The 19,108-nt window shown below is 41.7% G+C and carries 19 protein-coding genes; 6 read left to right on the top strand and 13 right to left on the bottom strand.

Features of this window, described 5'->3' with window-relative positions:
- Nucleotides 1-10: 10 nt before the first annotated feature.
- The 4 genes from AO498_RS05325 to bshC all read right to left on the bottom strand — a co-directional run bounded on the left by AO498_RS05325 (nucleotide 11) and on the right by bshC (nucleotide 6,348).
- Nucleotides 11-3,247 carry a SusC/RagA family TonB-linked outer membrane protein gene (locus AO498_RS05325; protein ID WP_067544512.1) on the bottom strand — a complete coding sequence of 1,079 codons (3,237 nt, stop codon included), beginning with the start codon at nucleotides 3,245-3,247 and terminating at the stop codon, nucleotides 11-13.
- A gap of 446 nt (nucleotides 3,248-3,693) precedes the next feature.
- Entirely contained in the window at nucleotides 3,694-4,188 is a 495-nt protein-coding gene (locus AO498_RS05320) for a hypothetical protein (RefSeq protein ID WP_067544510.1), read from the bottom strand.
- Between the two features lie 31 nt (nucleotides 4,189-4,219).
- The gene (locus AO498_RS05315) at nucleotides 4,220-4,789 is read right to left on the bottom strand and encodes a 5-formyltetrahydrofolate cyclo-ligase (protein ID WP_067544508.1); all 570 of its coding nucleotides are present in this window, start codon (nucleotides 4,787-4,789) and stop codon (nucleotides 4,220-4,222) included.
- Nucleotides 4,789-6,348, bottom strand: coding sequence for a bacillithiol biosynthesis cysteine-adding enzyme BshC (gene bshC / locus AO498_RS05310; RefSeq protein WP_067544506.1), 1,560 nt, complete (start codon nucleotides 6,346-6,348; stop codon nucleotides 4,789-4,791). Before bshC ends, AO498_RS05315 begins: the two co-directional genes overlap by 1 nt.
- A gap of 194 nt (nucleotides 6,349-6,542) precedes the next feature.
- On the opposite strand from bshC, the gene AO498_RS05305 reads away from it, so the two are divergent.
- From AO498_RS05305 to AO498_RS05290, 4 genes are all read left to right on the top strand, one after another.
- Nucleotides 6,543-7,784 carry a M16 family metallopeptidase gene (locus tag AO498_RS05305; protein WP_067550264.1) on the top strand — a complete coding sequence of 414 codons (1,242 nt, stop codon included), beginning with the start codon at nucleotides 6,543-6,545 and terminating at the stop codon, nucleotides 7,782-7,784.
- A complete protein-coding gene (ispF, locus tag AO498_RS05300) occupies nucleotides 7,781-8,263 on the top strand; it encodes a 2-C-methyl-D-erythritol 2,4-cyclodiphosphate synthase (RefSeq protein WP_067544504.1) in 483 nt (160 codons plus the stop codon). Before AO498_RS05305 ends, ispF begins: the two co-directional genes overlap by 4 nt.
- On the top strand, nucleotides 8,260-8,949 hold the full coding sequence (gene mnmC2 / locus AO498_RS05295; protein WP_067544502.1) for a tRNA (5-methylaminomethyl-2-thiouridine)(34)-methyltransferase MnmC2: 690 nt from the start codon (nucleotides 8,260-8,262) through the stop codon (nucleotides 8,947-8,949). Before ispF ends, mnmC2 begins: the two co-directional genes overlap by 4 nt.
- Before the next feature lie 101 nt (nucleotides 8,950-9,050).
- A complete protein-coding gene (locus AO498_RS05290; RefSeq protein ID WP_236778636.1) occupies nucleotides 9,051-9,524 on the top strand; it encodes a Clp protease ClpB in 474 nt (157 codons plus the stop codon).
- A 20-nt stretch (nucleotides 9,525-9,544) separates the two neighbouring features.
- Here AO498_RS05290 and AO498_RS05285 read toward each other — a convergent pair whose 3' ends face one another.
- From AO498_RS05285 to AO498_RS05265, 5 genes are all read right to left on the bottom strand, one after another.
- A complete protein-coding gene (locus tag AO498_RS05285; protein WP_067544499.1) occupies nucleotides 9,545-10,210 on the bottom strand; it encodes a phosphatidylserine decarboxylase family protein in 666 nt (221 codons plus the stop codon).
- 78 nt (nucleotides 10,211-10,288) lie between these two features.
- Nucleotides 10,289-11,566, bottom strand: coding sequence for a Glu/Leu/Phe/Val family dehydrogenase (locus AO498_RS05280; protein ID WP_067544496.1), 1,278 nt, complete (start codon nucleotides 11,564-11,566; stop codon nucleotides 10,289-10,291).
- A 68-nt stretch (nucleotides 11,567-11,634) separates the two neighbouring features.
- A complete protein-coding gene (locus tag AO498_RS05275; protein WP_067544494.1) occupies nucleotides 11,635-12,474 on the bottom strand; it encodes a phosphatidate cytidylyltransferase in 840 nt (279 codons plus the stop codon).
- Complete coding sequence (locus AO498_RS05270) at nucleotides 12,458-12,664, bottom strand: putative signal transducing protein (protein ID WP_067544493.1); 207 nt, start codon at nucleotides 12,662-12,664, stop codon at nucleotides 12,458-12,460. The genes AO498_RS05275 and AO498_RS05270 overlap by 17 nt, the downstream gene beginning before the upstream one ends.
- Nucleotides 12,639-13,592 carry a CPBP family intramembrane glutamic endopeptidase gene (locus AO498_RS05265; protein ID WP_067544491.1) on the bottom strand — a complete coding sequence of 318 codons (954 nt, stop codon included), beginning with the start codon at nucleotides 13,590-13,592 and terminating at the stop codon, nucleotides 12,639-12,641. Before AO498_RS05265 ends, AO498_RS05270 begins: the two co-directional genes overlap by 26 nt.
- A 37-nt stretch (nucleotides 13,593-13,629) precedes the next feature.
- Between AO498_RS05265 and dusB the strand changes: the two genes are divergently transcribed.
- Both dusB and AO498_RS05255 read left to right on the top strand, forming a co-directional pair.
- The gene (gene dusB / locus AO498_RS05260) at nucleotides 13,630-14,625 is read left to right on the top strand and encodes a tRNA dihydrouridine synthase DusB (protein ID WP_067544488.1); all 996 of its coding nucleotides are present in this window, start codon (nucleotides 13,630-13,632) and stop codon (nucleotides 14,623-14,625) included.
- A gap of 93 nt (nucleotides 14,626-14,718) precedes the next feature.
- Nucleotides 14,719-15,615 (top strand): DMT family transporter, encoded by an 897-nt coding sequence (locus AO498_RS05255; RefSeq protein ID WP_067550260.1) that lies wholly within the window; start codon nucleotides 14,719-14,721, stop codon nucleotides 15,613-15,615.
- A 1-nt stretch (nucleotide 15,616) separates the two neighbouring features.
- Here AO498_RS05255 and AO498_RS05250 read toward each other — a convergent pair whose 3' ends face one another.
- From AO498_RS05250 to AO498_RS05235, 4 genes are all read right to left on the bottom strand, one after another.
- Nucleotides 15,617-16,519: a M23 family metallopeptidase gene (locus AO498_RS05250; protein ID WP_067544486.1), complete on the bottom strand. Its 903-nt coding sequence runs from the start codon at nucleotides 16,517-16,519 to the stop codon at nucleotides 15,617-15,619.
- A gap of 56 nt (nucleotides 16,520-16,575) precedes the next feature.
- Nucleotides 16,576-17,652, bottom strand: coding sequence for a DUF3810 domain-containing protein (locus AO498_RS05245; RefSeq protein ID WP_067544484.1), 1,077 nt, complete (start codon nucleotides 17,650-17,652; stop codon nucleotides 16,576-16,578).
- 12 nt (nucleotides 17,653-17,664) lie between these two features.
- Complete coding sequence (locus tag AO498_RS05240) at nucleotides 17,665-18,246, bottom strand: NifU family protein (protein WP_067550258.1); 582 nt, start codon at nucleotides 18,244-18,246, stop codon at nucleotides 17,665-17,667.
- A 96-nt stretch (nucleotides 18,247-18,342) separates the two neighbouring features.
- A complete protein-coding gene (locus AO498_RS05235) occupies nucleotides 18,343-19,086 on the bottom strand; it encodes a ThuA domain-containing protein (protein ID WP_067544482.1) in 744 nt (247 codons plus the stop codon).
- Between the last annotated feature and the right edge of the window lie 22 nt (nucleotides 19,087-19,108).

Raw genomic sequence — 19,108 nt, 5'->3', positions numbered from 1 at the left:
CTATTTAGGGTTAGAAAGTAAGAGTCAACGTTCCACCCAATCTTCTTGAGCTTGGACCAGTTACGAAATCAAATCCGAGACCGTTACCCACACCAGTACCCAACACGTCTACGTCGTAGTTCATGTTTGGAGGGAAGTTGAGGGCCAAGAACCACAAGTTGGTACCACTCAAAGCAAGAGAAGCTCTCTTGAATGGAGTTTTAGACATAAGCGAGTTTGGCAATGCATAAGAAAGAGAAACTTCTCTCAAACGTACCATAGAACCATCAAATACGTTAGGCTCGTCTGTTGCACCCTGATAACCTGAGAAGAAATAATCAGACGCCGTAATTTGCTGATCATTAGGAATATATTTAGGAGTTCCATCAGAGTTAGTGCCATCCTGTCTTACACCTGGCATAATGAAAGTCAACTCACGATCTGCTACTGGATCTTTGGTTACACCACGAGCAATTGTAGCAGTTACGGTGTTAGAGAAGATTACGCCTTTATGTCTGTATTCCATCATTACATTCAAAGTGAAGCCTTTGTAAGTAAATGCGTTGATCCAAGAACCAGTCCAAGCTGGGTTAGGATCACCAAGAATTACAGGAGAATTGGTAGGCTTATGCACACCATTACCAAGGATGATAGGCTGTCCAGTTGCTGGATCTCTATCAAAACCAGTTCCTTTGATGATGTTGAATGGCTGACCTGGAATAGCGAAGTTACCCAAATCGGTAAAGCCAGCTACAACCACTTCTTCCAGACCACCACCTAGTTCAAGAACGATAGTTCTATATTTACTCCAGTTGATCGTAGAATTCCACTCAAAGCCAGAAGCTGTTGAGAATGGAGTTACTGTAGCCTGAAGTTCAGCACCTCTAGTTCTAATTTTACCGATGTTAATGGCAGTAGAGGTAAAACCTGTAGAAGGGTCAATTGGAGCTTGAGTGATCAAGTCTCTTGTATTTTTCTCATACAAGGAAAGATCAAATCTCAATTTGTTATTGAACATTACTGCCTCAACACCAAATTCCAATTCACCATGCAATTCAGGCTTCAAGTTTGGATTACCCAATATGTTTGATACAGAGTGAGTAGTTGTAACCACACCATCACGATCAAATGCACGAGCTACTTGCGCTAATACGTTTCGAGTTCTATAAGGATTTGGATAACCTGCAGAAGTACCATAACCCAATCTTAATTTCAAGTCATTCAAAGTAGAAGAACTGATGTCAAATGCAGTAGTAGGAATGAAGGAAACTGAACCACCTGGGTAAAGGATACTTCTATTTTCTTTTTCTACAGTTGAGGTCCAGTCATTTCTTCCTGAAAGTGTCAAGAACAAGAAATCAGAGTAGTCTAGAGTAATGTTGGTGTAAACACCATATCTTCTTTCCTCTTGAGTATTGTTCATATTACCTCCAGAATAAGAATCTGTACTTGAAGAAGTCTGGAAGTTAGAGTGTCTGAACAATCCGAAAGCTAATTGACCTTGAGAAGCAACACCTGACTGCTGATAAGAGTCATATCTAGAGTTAGCTCCGATCAAGGCACTCATCCCCAATTTCTCAGAGAATTCTTTTTTCCAATTCAAAATCAAATCTTGATTCCAAATGGTGTTGTTGATGTTGATGGTTCTGTAATAACCATTTCTTGTTGTCAAGTCGGAAGTAGCACCACCTTTATTGTACATCACTTCTTGCAATTCATTATAAGTATCCAAACCAAGACGATAGGTCATGGAGAAGTTATCATTGAAATCGTAATTAAGTGAAGTAGAATTGAAGAAACGTTTTACATCAGAAGTATTCTTGTAGTATTTCAACAACCATCTTGGGTTAGTGATATCGTTACCACCTCTGTAGTACACAGAGCTTCTGTCGATTGGGTTTTCGAATGGAAGATTTTCCAAATCCACAGAGCGAGGGGTAAACAATACGTGACCAAATACAGAAGGAATAGAGCTACCTGAACCGTAAGAAGCGTTTACTGGAGGAGTTTCCAAATCAGTGATCGCAAACGTGAATGAAGAATTCACAGAAAGCTTATCAGAGATTGCAGAATTCAAACCCAAACCGAAGTTGAATTTCTCCAAGTTGTTACCTGGTAAGTAACCTTGCTCGTCGGTATAACCGAAGCTAGCATTGAAACCAGTCTTGTCAGAACCACCAGCTACTTGCAGGGAGGTATTCTTGATCAAACCAGTTTGGAAGATTACTTTAGAAGGATCAGTGTAAGCTTTGTATTCATACTTCACTGGAGTACCACCCACAACACCATTTTCCCAGAATTCAGGGAAAGCATTTCTGATGTTCGCTACAGAAGAAGTAGCATACGGGTGATTGATCAACCTGCCTTCATCCATTCTTGGACCGAAGTTAGAGAAGAAGAATCCTGGAGCTTGCTGGAAACCGTTACCGTAGATTTGACCGTAAGTTGGCAAAGAAGCCGCTTCGTTGGTAAATACAGATTGGTTGATAGTAACTTCAGCAGCCTTACGCTTGGAAGCACCAGACTTAGTAGTAATCAAGATTACACCGTTACGGCCTTGGTCACCGTAAAGTACGGTTGCAGAAAGACCCTTCAATACAGACATGCTCTCAATGTTGTTTGGATCGATATCCAAGAATCGAGAAGATGTTGTAGCGCCACCAGTAGTAAAGCCGTTTTGTGCGTTAGTAGAAGTGTTGAAAGGAACACCGTCTACTACGAAAAGTGGCTGGTTAGAACCAGTTGCTGAAGAGTAGCCCCGGATTACCATGTTGGTACCAGAACCTGACATACCGTTGGTGGACGTAATGTTCACACCTGGAACCTTGCCCTGAAGAACTCGGGCCACATCTTGCTCAGGTCTGTTTTCCAGCTGAGCGTTGTCCACTGAAGTTACTGCGTAACCCAGTGCCTTTTTCTCTCTTTCGATACCGATCGCTGTAACTACCACTTCGGATAGTTGAGAAGCATCGGTCGTCAGAGTGACGTTTACTACGGTACGATTACCAATCGCTTCTTCGATGGTCTTTAGACCAACGAAGGAAAAGATTAGAACATCAGAACCCGCAGGTACAGTGATAGAGTAGTTACCATCCAAATCGGTGGTAGTACCTACTGTTGTACCCTTCACGAGAACTGTTGCTCCTGGCAACCCTAGACCGTCTTCCTCGGAAATTACCTGACCGGTAATTACCCGCTGTTGCGCTGACACCTCAAAGCTGAGGGCCATGGTGAAAAGCGCAACAACAAAGAGTAAAGCTTTTCTCATAAGGTATTTAGTTTAGTTGATGCGTAAAGAAAATTTATTTGCCTTTAATTTCAAAAGCGGTTAAAAATTCGTTTCGACGGCACCAAAGGACAATTATTTGGTTCAACAGGCGAATATTAACAAATATTAACCTTAGCGAAATGAATTTTTAACGTTATCAAAACAATATTCCGTCAATTTCAAAAAAAGTAAATTTTTAATTTTTTCAAATCCCTCAAAAAAAACTTGAATTCCATTAAAAAGGTTGATTTTTTGGGGTTTTTTGGAATAAATAATCAAAAACTCTTAGACAAACTCCATAAAATATTAGGAATGCGTCCAAATACCGAAAATAATTTTAACAAAACAAAATTCACCAAATATTGTAATTCTGATTTTATAGAAAATCGCTTATTTTCTTGCCAAAAATTGAAAAACCGGTTTAAAATCAAACCGGTTTTTCAATTTTAGAAGGAATATCTTAACGTGAACGATGCCTCATCTTCCCATAAGTTGGTAAAATCAACAAAATTATATGCAGGTTTCCAGTCAAAACTCAAATAAAAATTGGTATTGTAAAAATTATACTCTAACCCCACTATTGCATCCACTCCATAAGCTGCATAATCCTGAGTCGCTTTATAAACCCACGGAGGTTCGCTTTTCCCTAATTTCCATTCTCCATAATGGACACCGCCTCCCAGATACCATTCCATTCCTCTAAATTCACGAATGTCCATGTGCCTTTCGAATAACAGCACATAATTCATCCCTCCCCACCGTTGGAAAACCATTGCCTCAAGGGCCGCATGGTCAGAAACAAATCGTTTGATAGAACCTCCGAGGGAAGTTCCTGCTCTTACCCCTACCATGGTATTGGATTCCCGTAATGAATACTGACCAAAGCTGGTTGAGGAAATCCCAACGAATAAAAATCCGATTATTAGAAGAATTCGATTCATCTCAAACGGTTTTAGATTACAACCAAGAATTCTAAAAGGTATAAATTTTTTCTGGCGTAATGCATAGGTCTAATGGCACATCGTGTTCCTCTGGCTCAAAAGCTTCCTCTGGATCAAAAAAACTCAATCCGATTTTTATGACCTGATCACTCAAAGGACCGAGGAATCCATCATAATATCCCTTTCCAAATCCTACCCGATTTCCTTTCAAGTCATAGGCTAATAAAGGAACCAAAACTACCTGAATCTTGGATGGGGACACCATAATCGACTCTTGGGGAACAGGAATGCCCCACTCATCAAAGAAGAAGGCCGCATCTCTTGGCAACTTCAAAGTTTCTAATGCAGTATTTGCCTTGTTGGTCTGGGAGGTATACAAGGTTTTCTCTTGAACTTCCAACACCTCCTTTATATAAAAGGTGTTTACCTCATTAAATCGATCAATTGGAAAAAAGAGGTGGAAATGTTGCAATTCGGAATGAGCAGTCAACCATTCCACGAAGCGATCCCTAATTTTTTTCGAACCTTCTTCGACATGCTCAATATCCAAGGCTTTTCGGAGTTGCCTAAACTCAGTGCGGAGTTGTTGTTTGGTCTTCATTAGTAAGCTAACACCATCATCTTATATTCTAGCGGATCGAAATTCGCCAAAAGCTTTTGAATAAATTCCGGATCACTCAAATAAAATTGCATCATATTCACGGTTCGCTCTTGTGGCGTTCCTCCGGGAGCCGCATAATCTAGAATGTGTTTAGCTCGATCCAAAGCAACCTGATTCCGTTTTTCCTCGGCTTTTCTTAATTTCTTTCCCATCTGATCCAGAATTTTTAAGCTTCGTATTTTACCCGCTTCAAAAGATTGGCTCAAACTGGATTCCAACTGGAATGCCTTCTTCCCCGCACTATCAAAAATTTTTACTAATGCTTCCCGCTCTTCTTTAAGGTCAAGATCAACCATAGCCTGCTGAGTAATATAGCTTTTCTTCCAAGTTTCGAATGACAGGAACAAATCTTCGACACCAAATCCTGCCTTTCCCATTTTTAAAGAAATTGGCTCATCTAGAATGAGTGCAAAATTCCTCGGAAGAAGTATAGGAAACGAAATCTGAAAATGATCGAACACTCCTTTTAATTGTAACCAATAAACGACCTCAGCTGGACCTCCCAAGTATGCCAAGTTGGGCAGGATCATTTCCTGATACAAAGGACGAAGCACCACATTAGGACTAAATCGCTCTGGGTGATCCTGAATCATTTTTTTGATTTCATCCTCCGTAAATGAAAGGTCCTGATTGACTACTTGGTATGAATTTCCCTTTCGCTCTATCCGATCCCTTATTCCTTGGTCTAAATAGAAGAAGTTTATTTCTCTAGGGAATATTTGGCTTTTGTACCCCAATTCCTCGAGCTGATTTGTCGTGGATTGTGCTTCATGAAACGGATGGTGTGCTACCAAATCACTTTCAATCACTTTTGAGAACAATCTTTTCAAATCGGGGTCATTGGCATCTAAGACAACAAGCCCCTCCTCCCCAAACAAGGAATGGACGTATTTACGAACTGCCTCTGCTAGGTTTTTGCTTTGCAAATAGGCTTCCTTAAAAATAGCGGGAGCAAAGGAAACAGCCTTTAAAAAGTCATGAAAGCTAGCATCCAATTCAAATTCTCCAACTGCACCTGATTGATTCGTTGTCCATTCGTATTTTATACCATCTAGTTTAAAGTAATTGATCTCTTCAAAATCATGATCCTCTGTTGCCATCCAATAAACCGGCACAAAATTATGATTCGGATAGGCTTGACTTAGCCTTTTGGCCAAGTTGATCGTCGAAACAATCTTATAAATAAAATAGAGTGGACCAGTGAATAGATTCAGTTGATGCCCGGTCGTCACGGTGAAGGTATTGGACTGACTAAGTGCTGAAATATTTGCCTCTACTCGCTCCCCTTTATCTAGGTGAGAATATTGTTTTTGAAGTACCAGCTGAAGAACTCGCCGATTTTCTTCTGAAAATGACTTTGCTTCTATTGCATCCCGAAAACTCTCAAGTGTTGGATGATGAGTGTAGAAAGGCCTAAGTGTTTCTTTCCCTGAAATATAGTCCAGAAAAAAAGAAGAAAACTGACCGGTGACCGATAGGTCAACGCAATGTTTTTTCATACGAAAGAGAGGTAGAAGTTGGGAACTCTAACTTGAGGAGTGAAATCAAAGTTCAGCAATTTTCCAAAATTTACCGAGTTCTTACACCAATGGCGCTATTTGTAGAGAGTTTTTGAATAATTATTGAATTTTGGCCTTTGATTCAAACCAAATCATTCATTTTTGAATTTCAATCAAAGAATAAGGCAAGACACATGCTCCCCTATCACCGCTTTTTTTTAGATAACGGATTAGAAGTAATCATTCATGAGGACCATGGAAGTAAGATTGCAGTCTTTAACCTACTATATAAGGTGGGTTCAAGATTTGAACAAGAATCCAAAACTGGTCTTGCTCACTTTTTTGAGCACCTCATGTTTGGAAGTTCTGCGAATGTGCCGGTTTTTGACCGAGAACTCGAACGTGTCGGTGGTTCCTGCAACGCCTTTACCAGTCCTGACATCACCAATTATTACATGACCCTTCCGGCGAGTAATTTGGAAACAGCCTTTTGGCTGGAATCAGACCGGATGTTGCAGCTTTCTCTCACTGAAAAGACCATCGAAACCCAGCGTAAAGTGGTCATGGAAGAATTTAAGCAACGATATCTCAACCAACCTTATGGGGATGTTTGGCATAACTTAAGAAAACTTGCCTATGAAGTTCATCCCTATCGTTGGCCTACCATCGGAAAAGACCTTCAAGATATCGAAGGATACACCCATGAGGATATTTGGAGTTTCTACAAAGCACATTACCATCCGGGAAATGCGATACTAGTGGTTGCCGGAAATGTAAATCCTGAACAAGTTAGATTGCTAGCTCAAAAGTGGTTTGGAGACATCCCTTCACAGCCATCACTAAATCCAAGAATCCCTCAAGAACCAGATCAACAGGTTAAAAAATCGAATGTGATCCAATCAAGGGTTCCCACAGATGCATTATATAAGGTATATAAAATGCCAGCCAAAGGAGAAGCTGGATATTTGGAGGCAGACTTGATCAGCGATGTTTTAGGATTTGGTAAATCTGCTTTGCTAGAACAGGAACTAGTCAAAAATGGAAAAATGTTCGCGTCCGTGGGCGCATACATTACAGGATCTGTGGATCCCGGGCTTTTGGTGTTTTCCGGAAAAATGGAAAAAGGAATTCCAGCAGAAGAAGCCGAACAAGCCCTAGACCAAGTAATCGGTAAATTTCTCCATGAAGGAATCTCCGATCATACGCTCCAAAAGATTAAAAATCAGTCAGAGGCAATGAAAACCTATGAGTCGATCCAATTGCTTAATCGAGCCATGAGTTTGGCCTATTATGCGCATTTAGGTTCTCCCGATCTGTATTGGAGTGAATTTGAAAACAAGTATTCGCTTTCAAATACAGAAGTTGAGCATTGGGCAAACCAAATTCTACGAGACGAAAACTCTTCTGTACTTTATTATAAATCCATTCAGGAATGACACCATTTAGAATTGGCTTTGGATATGACGTCCACCGGCTTCAAGAAGGATATGACCTTTGGCTTGGAGGAATTAAAGTGCCCCACCACAAGGGAGCTGTAGGGCATTCAGATGCAGATGTGCTGATTCATGTCATCTGTGACGCTTTATTGGGAGCCGCCAACATGCGAAATATCGGATACCATTTTTCCGATAAAGACCCCAAATACAAAGGAATTGACAGCAAAATCTTGCTCAAGGAAGTCATGAAAATGATCCGTGAAGCAGGCTATGAAGTAGGAAACCTTGATTCGACAGTTTGTCTTCAAGTCCCAAAACTTAATCCGCACATTCCCGATATGAAAATTTGTTTGGCCGAAGTGATGAATGTGGCAGAAGATGCAATCTCCATCAAAGCGACGACTTCCGAACATATTGGATTTGTCGGCAGAGAGGAAGGAATTTCAGCTTATTGTACTGCCTTGATTTATAAAGTATGAGTAAAGTCAAATTAATCACCACAGAAGACGGGTCTCACTCCTTATACCACGAGGAGCTCCAAGAAACCTACCATAGTTTTCATGGAGCCTATCGAGAATCAATTCATGTGTTTATGCTATATGGACTTGATTCTTGGCTGGCACGTAATCCCCGAAAATATCCGATTCGGGTTTTTGAGGTAGGATTTGGAACAGGACTCAATGCATGGCTAGCTTTAGTGTGGGCAGAACAAAACCAAATCCCCGTTCTATATCACACCATCGAACCATTCCCTTTGGAGAAAGAAGTGTATAGCCAATTGAACTACATCGAGCACGATCACGGAATCTGGCATTACCATAAATACTTCAATGCACTGCATGAAGCGCCTTGGAATGAAGGTGGACCCGTCTCGGAATATTTTAACATGAAAAAAGATCAAGTCACCTTGGAGGAAGCACAACTTTACCCTTCAGACGTTGTCTTTTTTGATGCCTTCGCACCTAGTAAACAACCGGATTTGTGGAAAAAAGAGATCCTAGAAAAAGTCACCGATGCGATGCGACCAGGGGCTGTATTTACCACTTACTGCGCCAAGGGCCAATTGAAAAGAGATCTGAAAGAACTTGGATTAGCGACTGAAACACTTCCAGGACCTCCGGGAAAGAAAGAAATGACTCGAGCTTGGAAAAATAGCGATCAGTAATCAGCTAGCACCTGACTGGTTGGATCTCTAAATACTACAAACTGATTACTGCCAACTGAATTGGCTTGTCTTTTGTAAAAGTCAGCATAAACCATTGCGTTATGCTGACTTTTATTTTTGGCCTATGGCTTTCACTTCTCCAATCCGATAGCCTTGACAGTTTCAAACTTCAAAAACTAATCTCGGAACGAGATCAACTTCATGAAGAATGGAAAACCTCTGAAACGAAGAAAACGGGGATTTTTGGCAACAGAACCAAAAAAGATATGGTCGAAACCAATGAATGGCTTATTCGAATCATCCAAAAAGACAACCAAATCATGGATGAACTTCGAATGCAGGGTACCATCGACAAGGTGACAATTTCGCAAGAAAGGGAAGATTACAAATCCATTACCATGAAGCTGGAACGGGAGGTACAAATCCTTAAGCGAGTGATTTTAGAAAAAGATGAAGAAATCTCTGCCAGACTCAGTGAGCGAAGAATTTTCGAATGGTCAAGTCTAATCCTTTTCTTAATTAGTGCCGGTCTTGGCTGGTGGATTTATCGAATTAAAAAAGCCTCTGCGGGATAGCAGAGGCATTGTGTCATTTTTTATTTTCTTTTCAATCGAGCAATTGGGGTTCGACCACCCTTGGTCACTTGCTCCATCTGGCACAGGATTTCGGCATCTAATGGCAAATACAAGTCTACTCTTGAGCCAAACTTGATAAATCCAAACTCTCCACCTTGTTCAAGCGGAGTTCCTTCTTTTACATACCATTTGATTCGTCGAGCAAGTGCACCCGCAATCTGACGAACCATGATTGAATGACCGAACGTATCCTTGATGACCATAGAAGTCCGCTCATTTTCTGTACTTGATTTGGGATGCCATGCGACTAAATATTTCCCTGGGTGATATTTGAAATACTCGACGACACCTTTGACAGGGGAGCGATTCACATGAACATTGATCGGAGACATGAAGATCGACACCTGCATTCTTTTTTCTTTCAAAAATTCATCTTCCACCGCTTCTTCGATGACCACTACCTTGCCATCAGCAGGGGCAAACACCACCCCTTCTTCTTGGGGAGGCTCGAAGATTGGATTTCTGAAAAACTGCAAGACAATCAGGTACAAGGCCACACTGACAAGAATGACCAGGTTCATCACCAAACGCTCATCAGGGAGGAAATAATAAACTGCGTAGTTGATCGCAACAAGGATGATCATCATCCAAAACAACAACGTACGGCCTTCTTTATGTATAGTCATCATTGGTTTTGAAATTAAAAAGGCGTGGAGAAACTCCCCCCACGCCTCAAAGTTAAGACTTTTCAGTTTTTATTCAGATCAGAATCCTCCACGGAACGTGTAGGTTTTCGCTACTTTATCGATGGCTACAATATAGGCCGCGATCCGCATTGGAACTTCGTATTTTACGGCTGCTTGATACACATTATCAAAAGCATCCTTCATGATTCGATCAGATCGTCGGTTAACACGGTCTGCAGTCCATTTATAGCCCAGTCGGTTTTGAACCCATTCGAAATAGGAAACAGTAACCCCACCTGCATTTGCAAGAATATCCGGTACTGCCATAATCCCTTTCTCATTCAAAATGGCATCTGCTTTTGCGGAAGTCGGCCCATTTGCGCCTTCCACGATTAATTTGGCTTTGATTTTATCTGCATTCGCAGCAGTAATCACATCTTCTACAGCAGCTGGAACCAAAACATCTACTTCCAAAGTCAATAGATCTCCGGCATCTTCCATTTTATCGCCACCTTTGAAACCTTCCAATGTACCATTATTGCTATCGCGGTAAGCAATTGCCTCGACTATATTGATGCCCTTTTCGTTGTAAAAAGCTCCGGTATGATCCGAAATAGCGACAATTTTCAAACCACGCTCTTCCAAGAGTCTGGCTGCCCAGCTTCCTACATTCCCAAAACCCTGTACGGCACAAGTCGCTTGAAACGGATTAATTTTTAATTTTTGCATAGCTGCCAAGGCAGAAACCATCACCCCACGGCCTGTGGCTTCAGTTCTTCCCAAAGAGCCTCCAAGAACAAGTGGCTTTCCTGTTACTACTGCTTGTACAGTCATCCCATGTGCTTTGGAATATTCGTCCATCAACCAGGCCATTTCACGTGGGCCAGTTCCCATATCCGGAGCAGGAATATCCTTATCTGGGCCAAAAACATCAATCATTGCCATGGTGTAAGCACGCATGAGTCGCTCGATTTCTCCTTTGGACATTTCCCGAGGATTGCATCGCACACCACCTTTACCTCCACCATAAGGAATATCCACGACGGCACATTTCCAAGTCATCCATGCGGCAAGAGCTCGCACTTCATCCAAATGCACATCTGGAGCAAATCGAATTCCTCCTTTTGCAGGACCAAGAATATTGGAATGAATTACCCGAATACCTTCAAAAACTTGGATCTTCCCATTATCCATGGTAATCGGTAGGGAAACAATTACTTGTTTGGCAGGATTCTTCAAAACATTATACACCTCATCGGATAGTCCGAGCTTTTCAGCGGCAATGTTGAAACGTTCCATCATTGACTCCAAAGGATTCTCTCTATCCTTAATCGGAGCCGGTTCTAAGTAAGCCATATTGGGTTTAATAATAAAGTGAAATGCACTACAAACTTAACTAGTTTTTCACACTAGGGGGCCTTCCATTAAAAGATTTTCAAAAAAGCAGTTATAAACGGGGCCGAAAGTAACAATCCGTCAAATCGATCCATAAATCCACCATGTCCTGGTAGGCCATTGCCCGAATCTTTGATTTCTATCGAACGCTTAAAAAGCGATTCAATCAAATCCCCATACGTTCCCGCGATGATGATAATTCCCGCAATTACTAGCCATTTCCAGTCTGCAATCACATGAAACTGCTGAGACAATAAAAATGCGACCGCAATGGCAGAAAATGCACCACCAAGAAATCCTTCCCAAGACTTTTTGGGAGAAACCCGCTCAAATAATTTGGTCTTCCCAAACTTGGTTCCTGCAAAATAGGCTCCCGTATCCGAAGCCCAAAGAATCAACAAACAACCCAGTAAGATTTCATAATGGTAGACAGCGTCCACTGAAAATACAGCCAGATTCAGCAAGGAAAAGGGAACTGCCACATAAAAAATCCCCAAATAGGTATAGGCGACGCCTGTAAAGGGTTTCTTGTCAGTCTTCTTATATAGCTTGATAAAAAACACCAAGGAGACCAGTGGGAAAATCAAGAATAAAAACTCGTCTGCCAACTGCTCCTTTTCAATCATAAAGGTCAGAATGAAAATGAGCAAACCTAAAATGGTCCCAAAACTTTTCAAAGGAAGCATTCCATCCAAGCCTGAAAGCTTATAGAATTCCATTTGAGAAAAGCCCAAAATCCCCGCAAATACTAAGAAATAGGTCCAATCCGAATAAATAATCGCCGTAACTACCACCAATCCTCCCACCAATGCAGTTATGGCCCGCTGAGCCAAATTGCTATAATTATTGATATTAAAACGTGATCTCATTCTGAATCATTTGTAAGGCTTCCATGGCCTTTTCTTGAGGAACCAGCACCTCGTAGGTGCCATAGATTTTATAGACAGTTTCTTTTTTATTGATGATTACGGCTGCGATTCCTCTTTCCTCAAGAACCCCCTTCACAATCTCCGAACGAATTTGATTTTGGTCTTCAAAAACCCTGATCCAGTTGACCATCTTTTGGTTGATTGATTTTTTTAAAGTAAAAGAATCCTACCAAAAGAACCAACAAACCAATTAAAGATGCTGGGTAAGAAACGGTATCTGCAGACTCCAAATCAAAATCAATAACTTCTTGATTTGCTAGGTAAACCATAACCACTGTGAGGCTATTGTTCAGAATATGAGCCAGAATGGGATAAATCAAACTTCCTGAATAGTGATACATGTATCCAAACAGGGCGCCTAAAAATAACCTTGGAAGAAATCCATAAAATTGAAAATGAATAGCAGAGAATATAAATGCTGTAATCCAAATCCCCCAATGAGCGGATTTTAGATACTGTTGCATTTTAGGTTGGATGACCCCTCTGAACAGCATTTCTTCTCCAATTCCTGCCAAAATACCAATCACTACAATCCCCATCAAAAGCTCAGGAACCGTCTGAAAATCGGTTAGGAATTTCGTGAGCTCCATGAGTTGTGTCTCCATTTCCTTCATCCATTGCTCCATCCCAGCCATAGATTCCGGCAAAACCAGTTTGGAATTCCAATACACCAACAGCCCGTTGAATAACATAGCGCCGAAAGTCAATCCTACCATCACCAATAAACTTTGGCGCTGGACTCTTGAAAGTTGGATATCCCATTTCAGGTCGGCTTTTTCCACAAATTTGGTTAATACCCAGGCGGACACCCAAAATCCTATCCCAGATCCTATTCCTTGCACAAAGAGCATCGCCATCCTTCCATTGGGCAAGTCATAATTTCCAGACATAAGCCCCATCAACGAATCAATTTCGATATGAAATAAAAATGGAACCAATCCCAAGGCCAATGCTTGGAGCAAAACCAAGATCCCAAAGGTGATTAACACTATGACGGTCAATGACAATAGCCAACTTCTCCGCTGGCCTATTTCTGAATGAGTTTCGTAAATCTCCATAATTGGGGTAAATTTACGCTCAAATTTGAATTGCGCAGTGGTTAAGATTGGAAAGTTGGAATTAGGGGATTTCCCCTTGCTTCTTGCCCCCATGGAGGATGTAAGTGATCCCCCATTTCGGGCAGTCTGCAAACAAAATGGAGCAGACTTAATGTACACCGAATTTATAAGCTCGGAGGGATTGATACGAGATGCTGCTAAAAGCGTCCAAAAGCTGGATGTGTATGACTACGAGCGACCTGTTGGAATCCAAATATTTGGAAATGAAATCGAGTCTATGCGGGAGGCGGCTGCTATTGCTGAAGCAGCTGGACCAGATATTTTAGACATCAATTATGGCTGCCCAGTTCACAAAGTAGCTTGTAAAGGTGCCGGCGCTGGGATTCTTTTGGACATTGATAAAATGGTCTCCATGACTGCCGAAATCGTCAAACGAGTCAACATTCCCGTGACAGTCAAAACCCGTCTTGGCTGGAGTCATGATACGATCCGTATCGTGGAAGTAGCAGAACGGCTTCAGGATGTTGGTATCCAAGCAATTTCCATTCATGCCCGTACTCGCCAACAGATGTACAAAGGTGAAGCTGATTGGTCATGGTTGAATTTGGTGAAAGACAATCCAAGATTACACATTCCAGTATTTGGAAATGGAGATATTGACTCACCAGAGAAAGCCGCTGAGTACCGCGCCAAATACAATGTAGACGGAATGATGATCGGGAGAGCGTCTATTGGCTATCCTTGGATTTTCAATGAAATCAAACATTACTTCGCGACAGGAGAAAAGTTAAGCCCTCCAGATCTGAATGAGCGCATTGCAGTGGCAAAAAAGCATCTCGACTTTTCTGTAGAATGGAAGGGCGAAAAACAGGGAATTTTGGAAATGCGTCGTCATTACACCAATTATTTCCGGGGGATGCCCAACTTCAAAACTTATCGTACCGAAATGGTGACCGCTGAGTCGTATGAATCGGTTTGCAATATCCTCGATCAAGTCGCAGAAGCCTATGTTGGGTATGAATTTCAACCCTGAATTTGACCAGACCTCAGTTATTTTTTGCTGAGGTCTTTTTTTTTGAATTCAATTCGCCCGGAATTATTTCCTTTGCAGACCGATCCCCAAACTATGGAAGCTTCACCCACAGAAAACAGCGTAAAAAATTGGGCTTTGCTGGTTGTATTAACCATCATCTGGGGTAGTTCATTTATCCTGATCAAAAGAGGACTTGAAGTTTTTACGCCAGGTGAAGTGGGTGCCTACCGAATGGTGGCAGCAGCCACGATTCTTCTACCACTTTCGCTTCCTAGAGTCCGAAATCTGAATAGAAAACAAGTTAAAAACCTCCTTCTGGCGGGATTGCTCGGAAGCTTTTTCCCTGCATTTCTTTTTCCTCTAGCTCAAACTCAATTGAGCAGCTCACTTACCGGAGTACTTAACGCTTTAACTCCACTATTTGTCGTACTTGTAGGGGCAGTTTTTTTTGATACCCGTATCACCAAACGAAATGGGTTAGGATTATTGATTGCCTTTGTGGGTGTCGTAGTACTAGTTGCTTATAAGGAAGGCGGGGGCTGGGATTCTCTCGCTGGAATTAACGCTTATGCCCTATTTGTGATCGCAGCCTGTATTTGCTACAGCTTTAATCTCCATGTCATCAAGACCCGATTTACACAATTGAAATCAATTGAAATTTCGTCGATTTCACTCTTGATGATCTTGCCTTTAGCCCTTTTGTACCTATTTGCAGGAACACAATTTTCATACAAACTAGCCACCCATCCTAGAGCCTGGGAGGCGCTAGGCTATGTTTCTATTCTTGGCATGGTCGGTACTGCATCCGCATTGATCCTTTTCAATATTATGGTCAAAAGCGCAAGTCCATTTTTTGCGAGCTTGGTAACTTATACTATTCCAATTGTCGCTATCATGTGGGGCGTATTGGATGGAGAAGTCCTTCTTTTGGGGCACTACATCGGCATCGCTGCAGTAATTTTGGGAGTTTGGATTGGAAACAGAAAATAGCCTATTCCTTTTCTGACTGATAGGATTTAAGTTCTTTTTTAGATAATTCAGCTGTGATTACTTCTTCCGAATGAATCACTTCGTAAACTTTCTTTGGTTCTACTTTCACTGCGCCACCTTGGGTATGGAATAAAGGTTGAATTCGCTCATACTTCAACTTATCAGCACCATTTTTGACCACCTTCAAAACATCTACTTGAACATGGGGACCACCACTGTAATTTTCACCGGATGAACTTCCCAATACTTGCCCGGGAATAACTACATCCCCGACCTTAACCTGAATATCACTTCCATCAACAACCAGAATTTTGGTAAGCGTACCATCTTCATGATACAATTCGATAAAGTTTTGCTCCCTGGAATAAGTCAGCCCTTCCTTGTCTGAAACAAAATCAGATTTGATTGCACTAACCACGCCCTTTCTTGGCGCTACTAACTTGACCTTCCCGTCAAACTCAAAAAACACTCCCAATTCTCCCTTGGACTCCTCTCCGGTTGCTGAAGCGAGGAGACTTCTCAAATGGCCTGCTTTTACTTGGATTCCTTCTTCTACAGGAATCAAATAAACTGGTTCATTCTTAGATTTTCCATAGACATTCCCCTTCAAATAGGTATAGCCGTATCGGTAATTGGTCCCTTGTCCTGCGAGTGTCGGTTTTAGAGTTGCTACTTTAGACTTTCCTGGAGAGGCCACAGCTACCACATTCCCTCCGCCTGAAGTTGTCATATTTTGGAGTTGAGAAAAATTCAAAATCACGGTGTATGGAACCACATCCAAATTATTGGCGAAAAAATTAACATTCCCTTGATCATCTCGCTCAGAAGTAATCTCAAGTTGAGCGAAGACGGGAGAAGCGGAAAGAAGTAAAAAAAGAAGAAATAAAGAATTGTTTGATTTCATTACTTAGGTGTTAGGTGTTTCCCAAAACTAAGTATTCATTTCAAAAAATCAAGTCTTCAATCTTCCAAATTCATTCGTTTTCTCCAAGCAAAAGCCAGCATAGGAAGCTGCTGATAGGAATTGACTCCAGCTTTTACCCCTTGAGACTTCAGGAAAATATCATTGGACTTTCGACTCAACTCAAGCGAAAATGGCTGAATGGATTCGGCTACTTCACGGATTGATTGCAGGTCTTGAATTATTCCTGGTGTCAAAGTTCCAACCCACTTTTTATACTCTTCTGGAGCCATTCGATAATAATCCCGCATTTGATATTGAAGAAGGCGGAGATGCCCCGAATAGCGAAGTAGTGGATCATCTGAATTGGTACAAATTACCCAAGCAATAAAATTTGCTTCACCTTCATCAGTCACTCCATAGCTATGCGCCATTTCATGAGCCACGGTAAATGGTTGTTCTAAGGGATGAAGTGTGGGGTCGATGTAACTCTCTCCAGTAAAGGGGAAGTAAATTCCCAAAATCCCCATTTTCCGCATAAATCCAGGAGGTGGAAATTGCTTAGTTCGAGGACGCCCCGTAAAATTCAATCCCAAAATCTCCAGATTCTCACTCATGTTGGACCGCACTATCCGTTCCAAATCCGGGTAGTCTATAATGTCTACGATCGGCAAGGTGTCCAAGCTAACCCGGCCTCTGTATTGTTGAGCCAGCCGCTGAGTAATTCGAATTTCCGCCTCAAGTTGTTCTATATTGAGCGATTTGGGTCTGAGAGAAAGTTGCTGAAAAATGGGTGTGCGCTGGTAATTAAAGCCCCATAAAATCAAAAAGAAAAATACCAATGCCCCTAGTCCATTGGAGGTGGCTTGCGCAGTATAAACAAGTTTGGACTTCCACGTTGTCTTTTTCAAAAACCTTCGGGTAAAAACAACCACGACAGCCAAGACCAAGGCTAGAAAAATATAGACACTGGGAAAAGGTAAATGTCCCAGTGTCAAGTCAACCACATTTCGGATTCCTGGAAAAAACTTTCGGGAATACAATTCATCTGTGGCTTCAGGATTTTGAATCGCAAGATATCGGATTCCCAGGGCCAATATTCCCAAAAATGCCCAGGACCAATCCCGTTTACCCATTTCTAATTTGACTTAGATTCCTTCTGCAACTACTTCCTTGACCTCAGGAAGCATACGTGTGAGGAGATTTTGGATCCCGGCCTTCAAAGTAATCGTACTGGATGGGCAACCAGAACAAGATCCCTGAAGAAGAACTTTGACCACCCCGTCAGTAAATGAGTGAAATACAATCGCTCCACCATCTTGTTCTACAGCAGGTCGAATGTATTCATCCAAAATACCTTTGATTTTTTTGACAATCTCAGAGTCGTTTTCATCAAATAGTGGATCCTTATCAAAAGAAGCCTGAACTGCTTTTTGTCCAGCTTCAAGGTATTGTTTGATATGGTCACGGATGATGGTTTGAATTTCTGGCCATTCCACCTCCTCTGACTTGGTCACGGTCACAAAATTAGATGCGATAAAAACGCGTTGTACCGCTGCAAAATTAAAGAGCTCTTTCGCCAACTGGCTATTCGTGGTGCTTTCAGCATCTGGAAAATCAAAACTCAAGCCCTCATCTACCAACATAAAATTGGCCACAAACTTCAAAGAATTTGGATTCGGGTTGGCTTCCATATACAGGTGAACCGGACGTGCTTGCGCTTTTAGCATGGTATTCTTGATTTGATTGTAAAGAAAAACCAAAAAAGGCTTCGGAAGTTCCGAAGCCTTTGAATTTCCCTTCATTTCTGAAGATTTAACTAGTACTTATTGGGGAAGTTTTCCTTTTGCAGCATACCAAATCCCTCCATGCACGTGCTGAAGGAAGACTTCATTTTTCCATGCTGATTCTACGTGTCCCAAAGCAGTGTAGAAAACACGTCCTCCATCAAATTCATGATACCAGGCCATTGGATGGTTTTCTCCCATAGGTTTTGCCGGCTGATAGGTCGATTCATCTGCATTGATCAACACCTTGATAGCTGGATTAACTTCTCTGAATTCATACAATTCATCGTACCAAAGCCAGTTTTCTGGAAGATGCCAAGTAGACGGATGAGTCTTATCTTTTACTTGAAGTCTCAACGTTTGCTGTCTTGGATGAGCCAAGAAATAAGCTCCGATCATTTTGTTGTACCAAGGCCATTCGTATTCGGTATCAGTGGCTGAGTGAATCCCCACTACCCCTTTTCCACTTTGAACAAACTTCTGAAAAGCAGCTTTTTGGTCATCATTGAAAATGGTCCCGGTAGTGCTTAACAAGACGACTACATCATATTTGGCAAGGTTTTCATCTGAAAACTGATTGGCATCTTCGGTCACATACACACCGAATCCTTGCTCCTGACCAAGTTTCTTGACTGCAGCCACTCCTTCAGGAATAGATTGATGTCGGAAACCTGCTGTTTTAGAGAATACTAAAACCCGGAACTGTCCTCCACCCTGGGAGAATGCCGGCATGGCCAAAAATAGGCCAATGACAAAGGTTAAAATTGAGGTTTTGAGCTTCATACGCACTAGGGTTTGAAATTGG

Source organism: Algoriphagus sanaruensis, from assembly GCF_001593605.1.
In the GTDB taxonomy this organism is placed as follows: Bacteria; Bacteroidota; Bacteroidia; order Cytophagales; family Cyclobacteriaceae; genus Algoriphagus; species Algoriphagus sanaruensis.
This window is presented reverse-complemented; position numbering and strand designations above follow the sequence as displayed.

Coding starts and splice junctions, on each gene's coding strand:
- AO498_RS05320 (WP_067544510.1), bottom strand. CDS start 4,188: ATGAATCGAATTCTTCTAATAATCGGATTTTTATTCGTTGGGATTTCC.
- AO498_RS05305 (WP_067550264.1), top strand. CDS start 6,543: ATGCTCCCCTATCACCGCTTTTTTTTAGATAACGGATTAGAAGTAATC.
- AO498_RS05265 (WP_067544491.1), bottom strand. CDS start 13,592: ATGGAGATTTACGAAACTCATTCAGAAATAGGCCAGCGGAGAAGTTGG.
- AO498_RS05250 (WP_067544486.1), bottom strand. CDS start 16,519: ATGAAATCAAACAATTCTTTATTTCTTCTTTTTTTACTTCTTTCCGCT.
- AO498_RS05245 (WP_067544484.1), bottom strand. CDS start 17,652: ATGGGTAAACGGGATTGGTCCTGGGCATTTTTGGGAATATTGGCCCTG.
- bshC (WP_067544506.1), bottom strand. CDS start 6,348: ATGAAAAAACATTGCGTTGACCTATCGGTCACCGGTCAGTTTTCTTCT.
- AO498_RS05255 (WP_067550260.1), top strand. CDS start 14,719: ATGGAAGCTTCACCCACAGAAAACAGCGTAAAAAATTGGGCTTTGCTG.
- AO498_RS05240 (WP_067550258.1), bottom strand. CDS start 18,246: ATGCTAAAAGCGCAAGCACGTCCGGTTCACCTGTATATGGAAGCCAAC.
- AO498_RS05285 (WP_067544499.1), bottom strand. CDS start 10,210: ATGACTATACATAAAGAAGGCCGTACGTTGTTGTTTTGGATGATGATC.
- mnmC2 (WP_067544502.1), top strand. CDS start 8,260: ATGAGTAAAGTCAAATTAATCACCACAGAAGACGGGTCTCACTCCTTA.
- AO498_RS05235 (WP_067544482.1), bottom strand. CDS start 19,086: ATGAAGCTCAAAACCTCAATTTTAACCTTTGTCATTGGCCTATTTTTG.
- AO498_RS05325 (WP_067544512.1), bottom strand. CDS start 3,247: ATGAGAAAAGCTTTACTCTTTGTTGTTGCGCTTTTCACCATGGCCCTC.
- AO498_RS05270 (WP_067544493.1), bottom strand. CDS start 12,664: ATGGTCAACTGGATCAGGGTTTTTGAAGACCAAAATCAAATTCGTTCG.
- AO498_RS05275 (WP_067544494.1), bottom strand. CDS start 12,474: ATGAGATCACGTTTTAATATCAATAATTATAGCAATTTGGCTCAGCGG.
- ispF (WP_067544504.1), top strand. CDS start 7,781: ATGACACCATTTAGAATTGGCTTTGGATATGACGTCCACCGGCTTCAA.
- AO498_RS05280 (WP_067544496.1), bottom strand. CDS start 11,566: ATGGCTTACTTAGAACCGGCTCCGATTAAGGATAGAGAGAATCCTTTG.
- AO498_RS05315 (WP_067544508.1), bottom strand. CDS start 4,789: ATGAAGACCAAACAACAACTCCGCACTGAGTTTAGGCAACTCCGAAAA.
- AO498_RS05290 (WP_236778636.1), top strand. CDS start 9,051: ATGCTGACTTTTATTTTTGGCCTATGGCTTTCACTTCTCCAATCCGAT.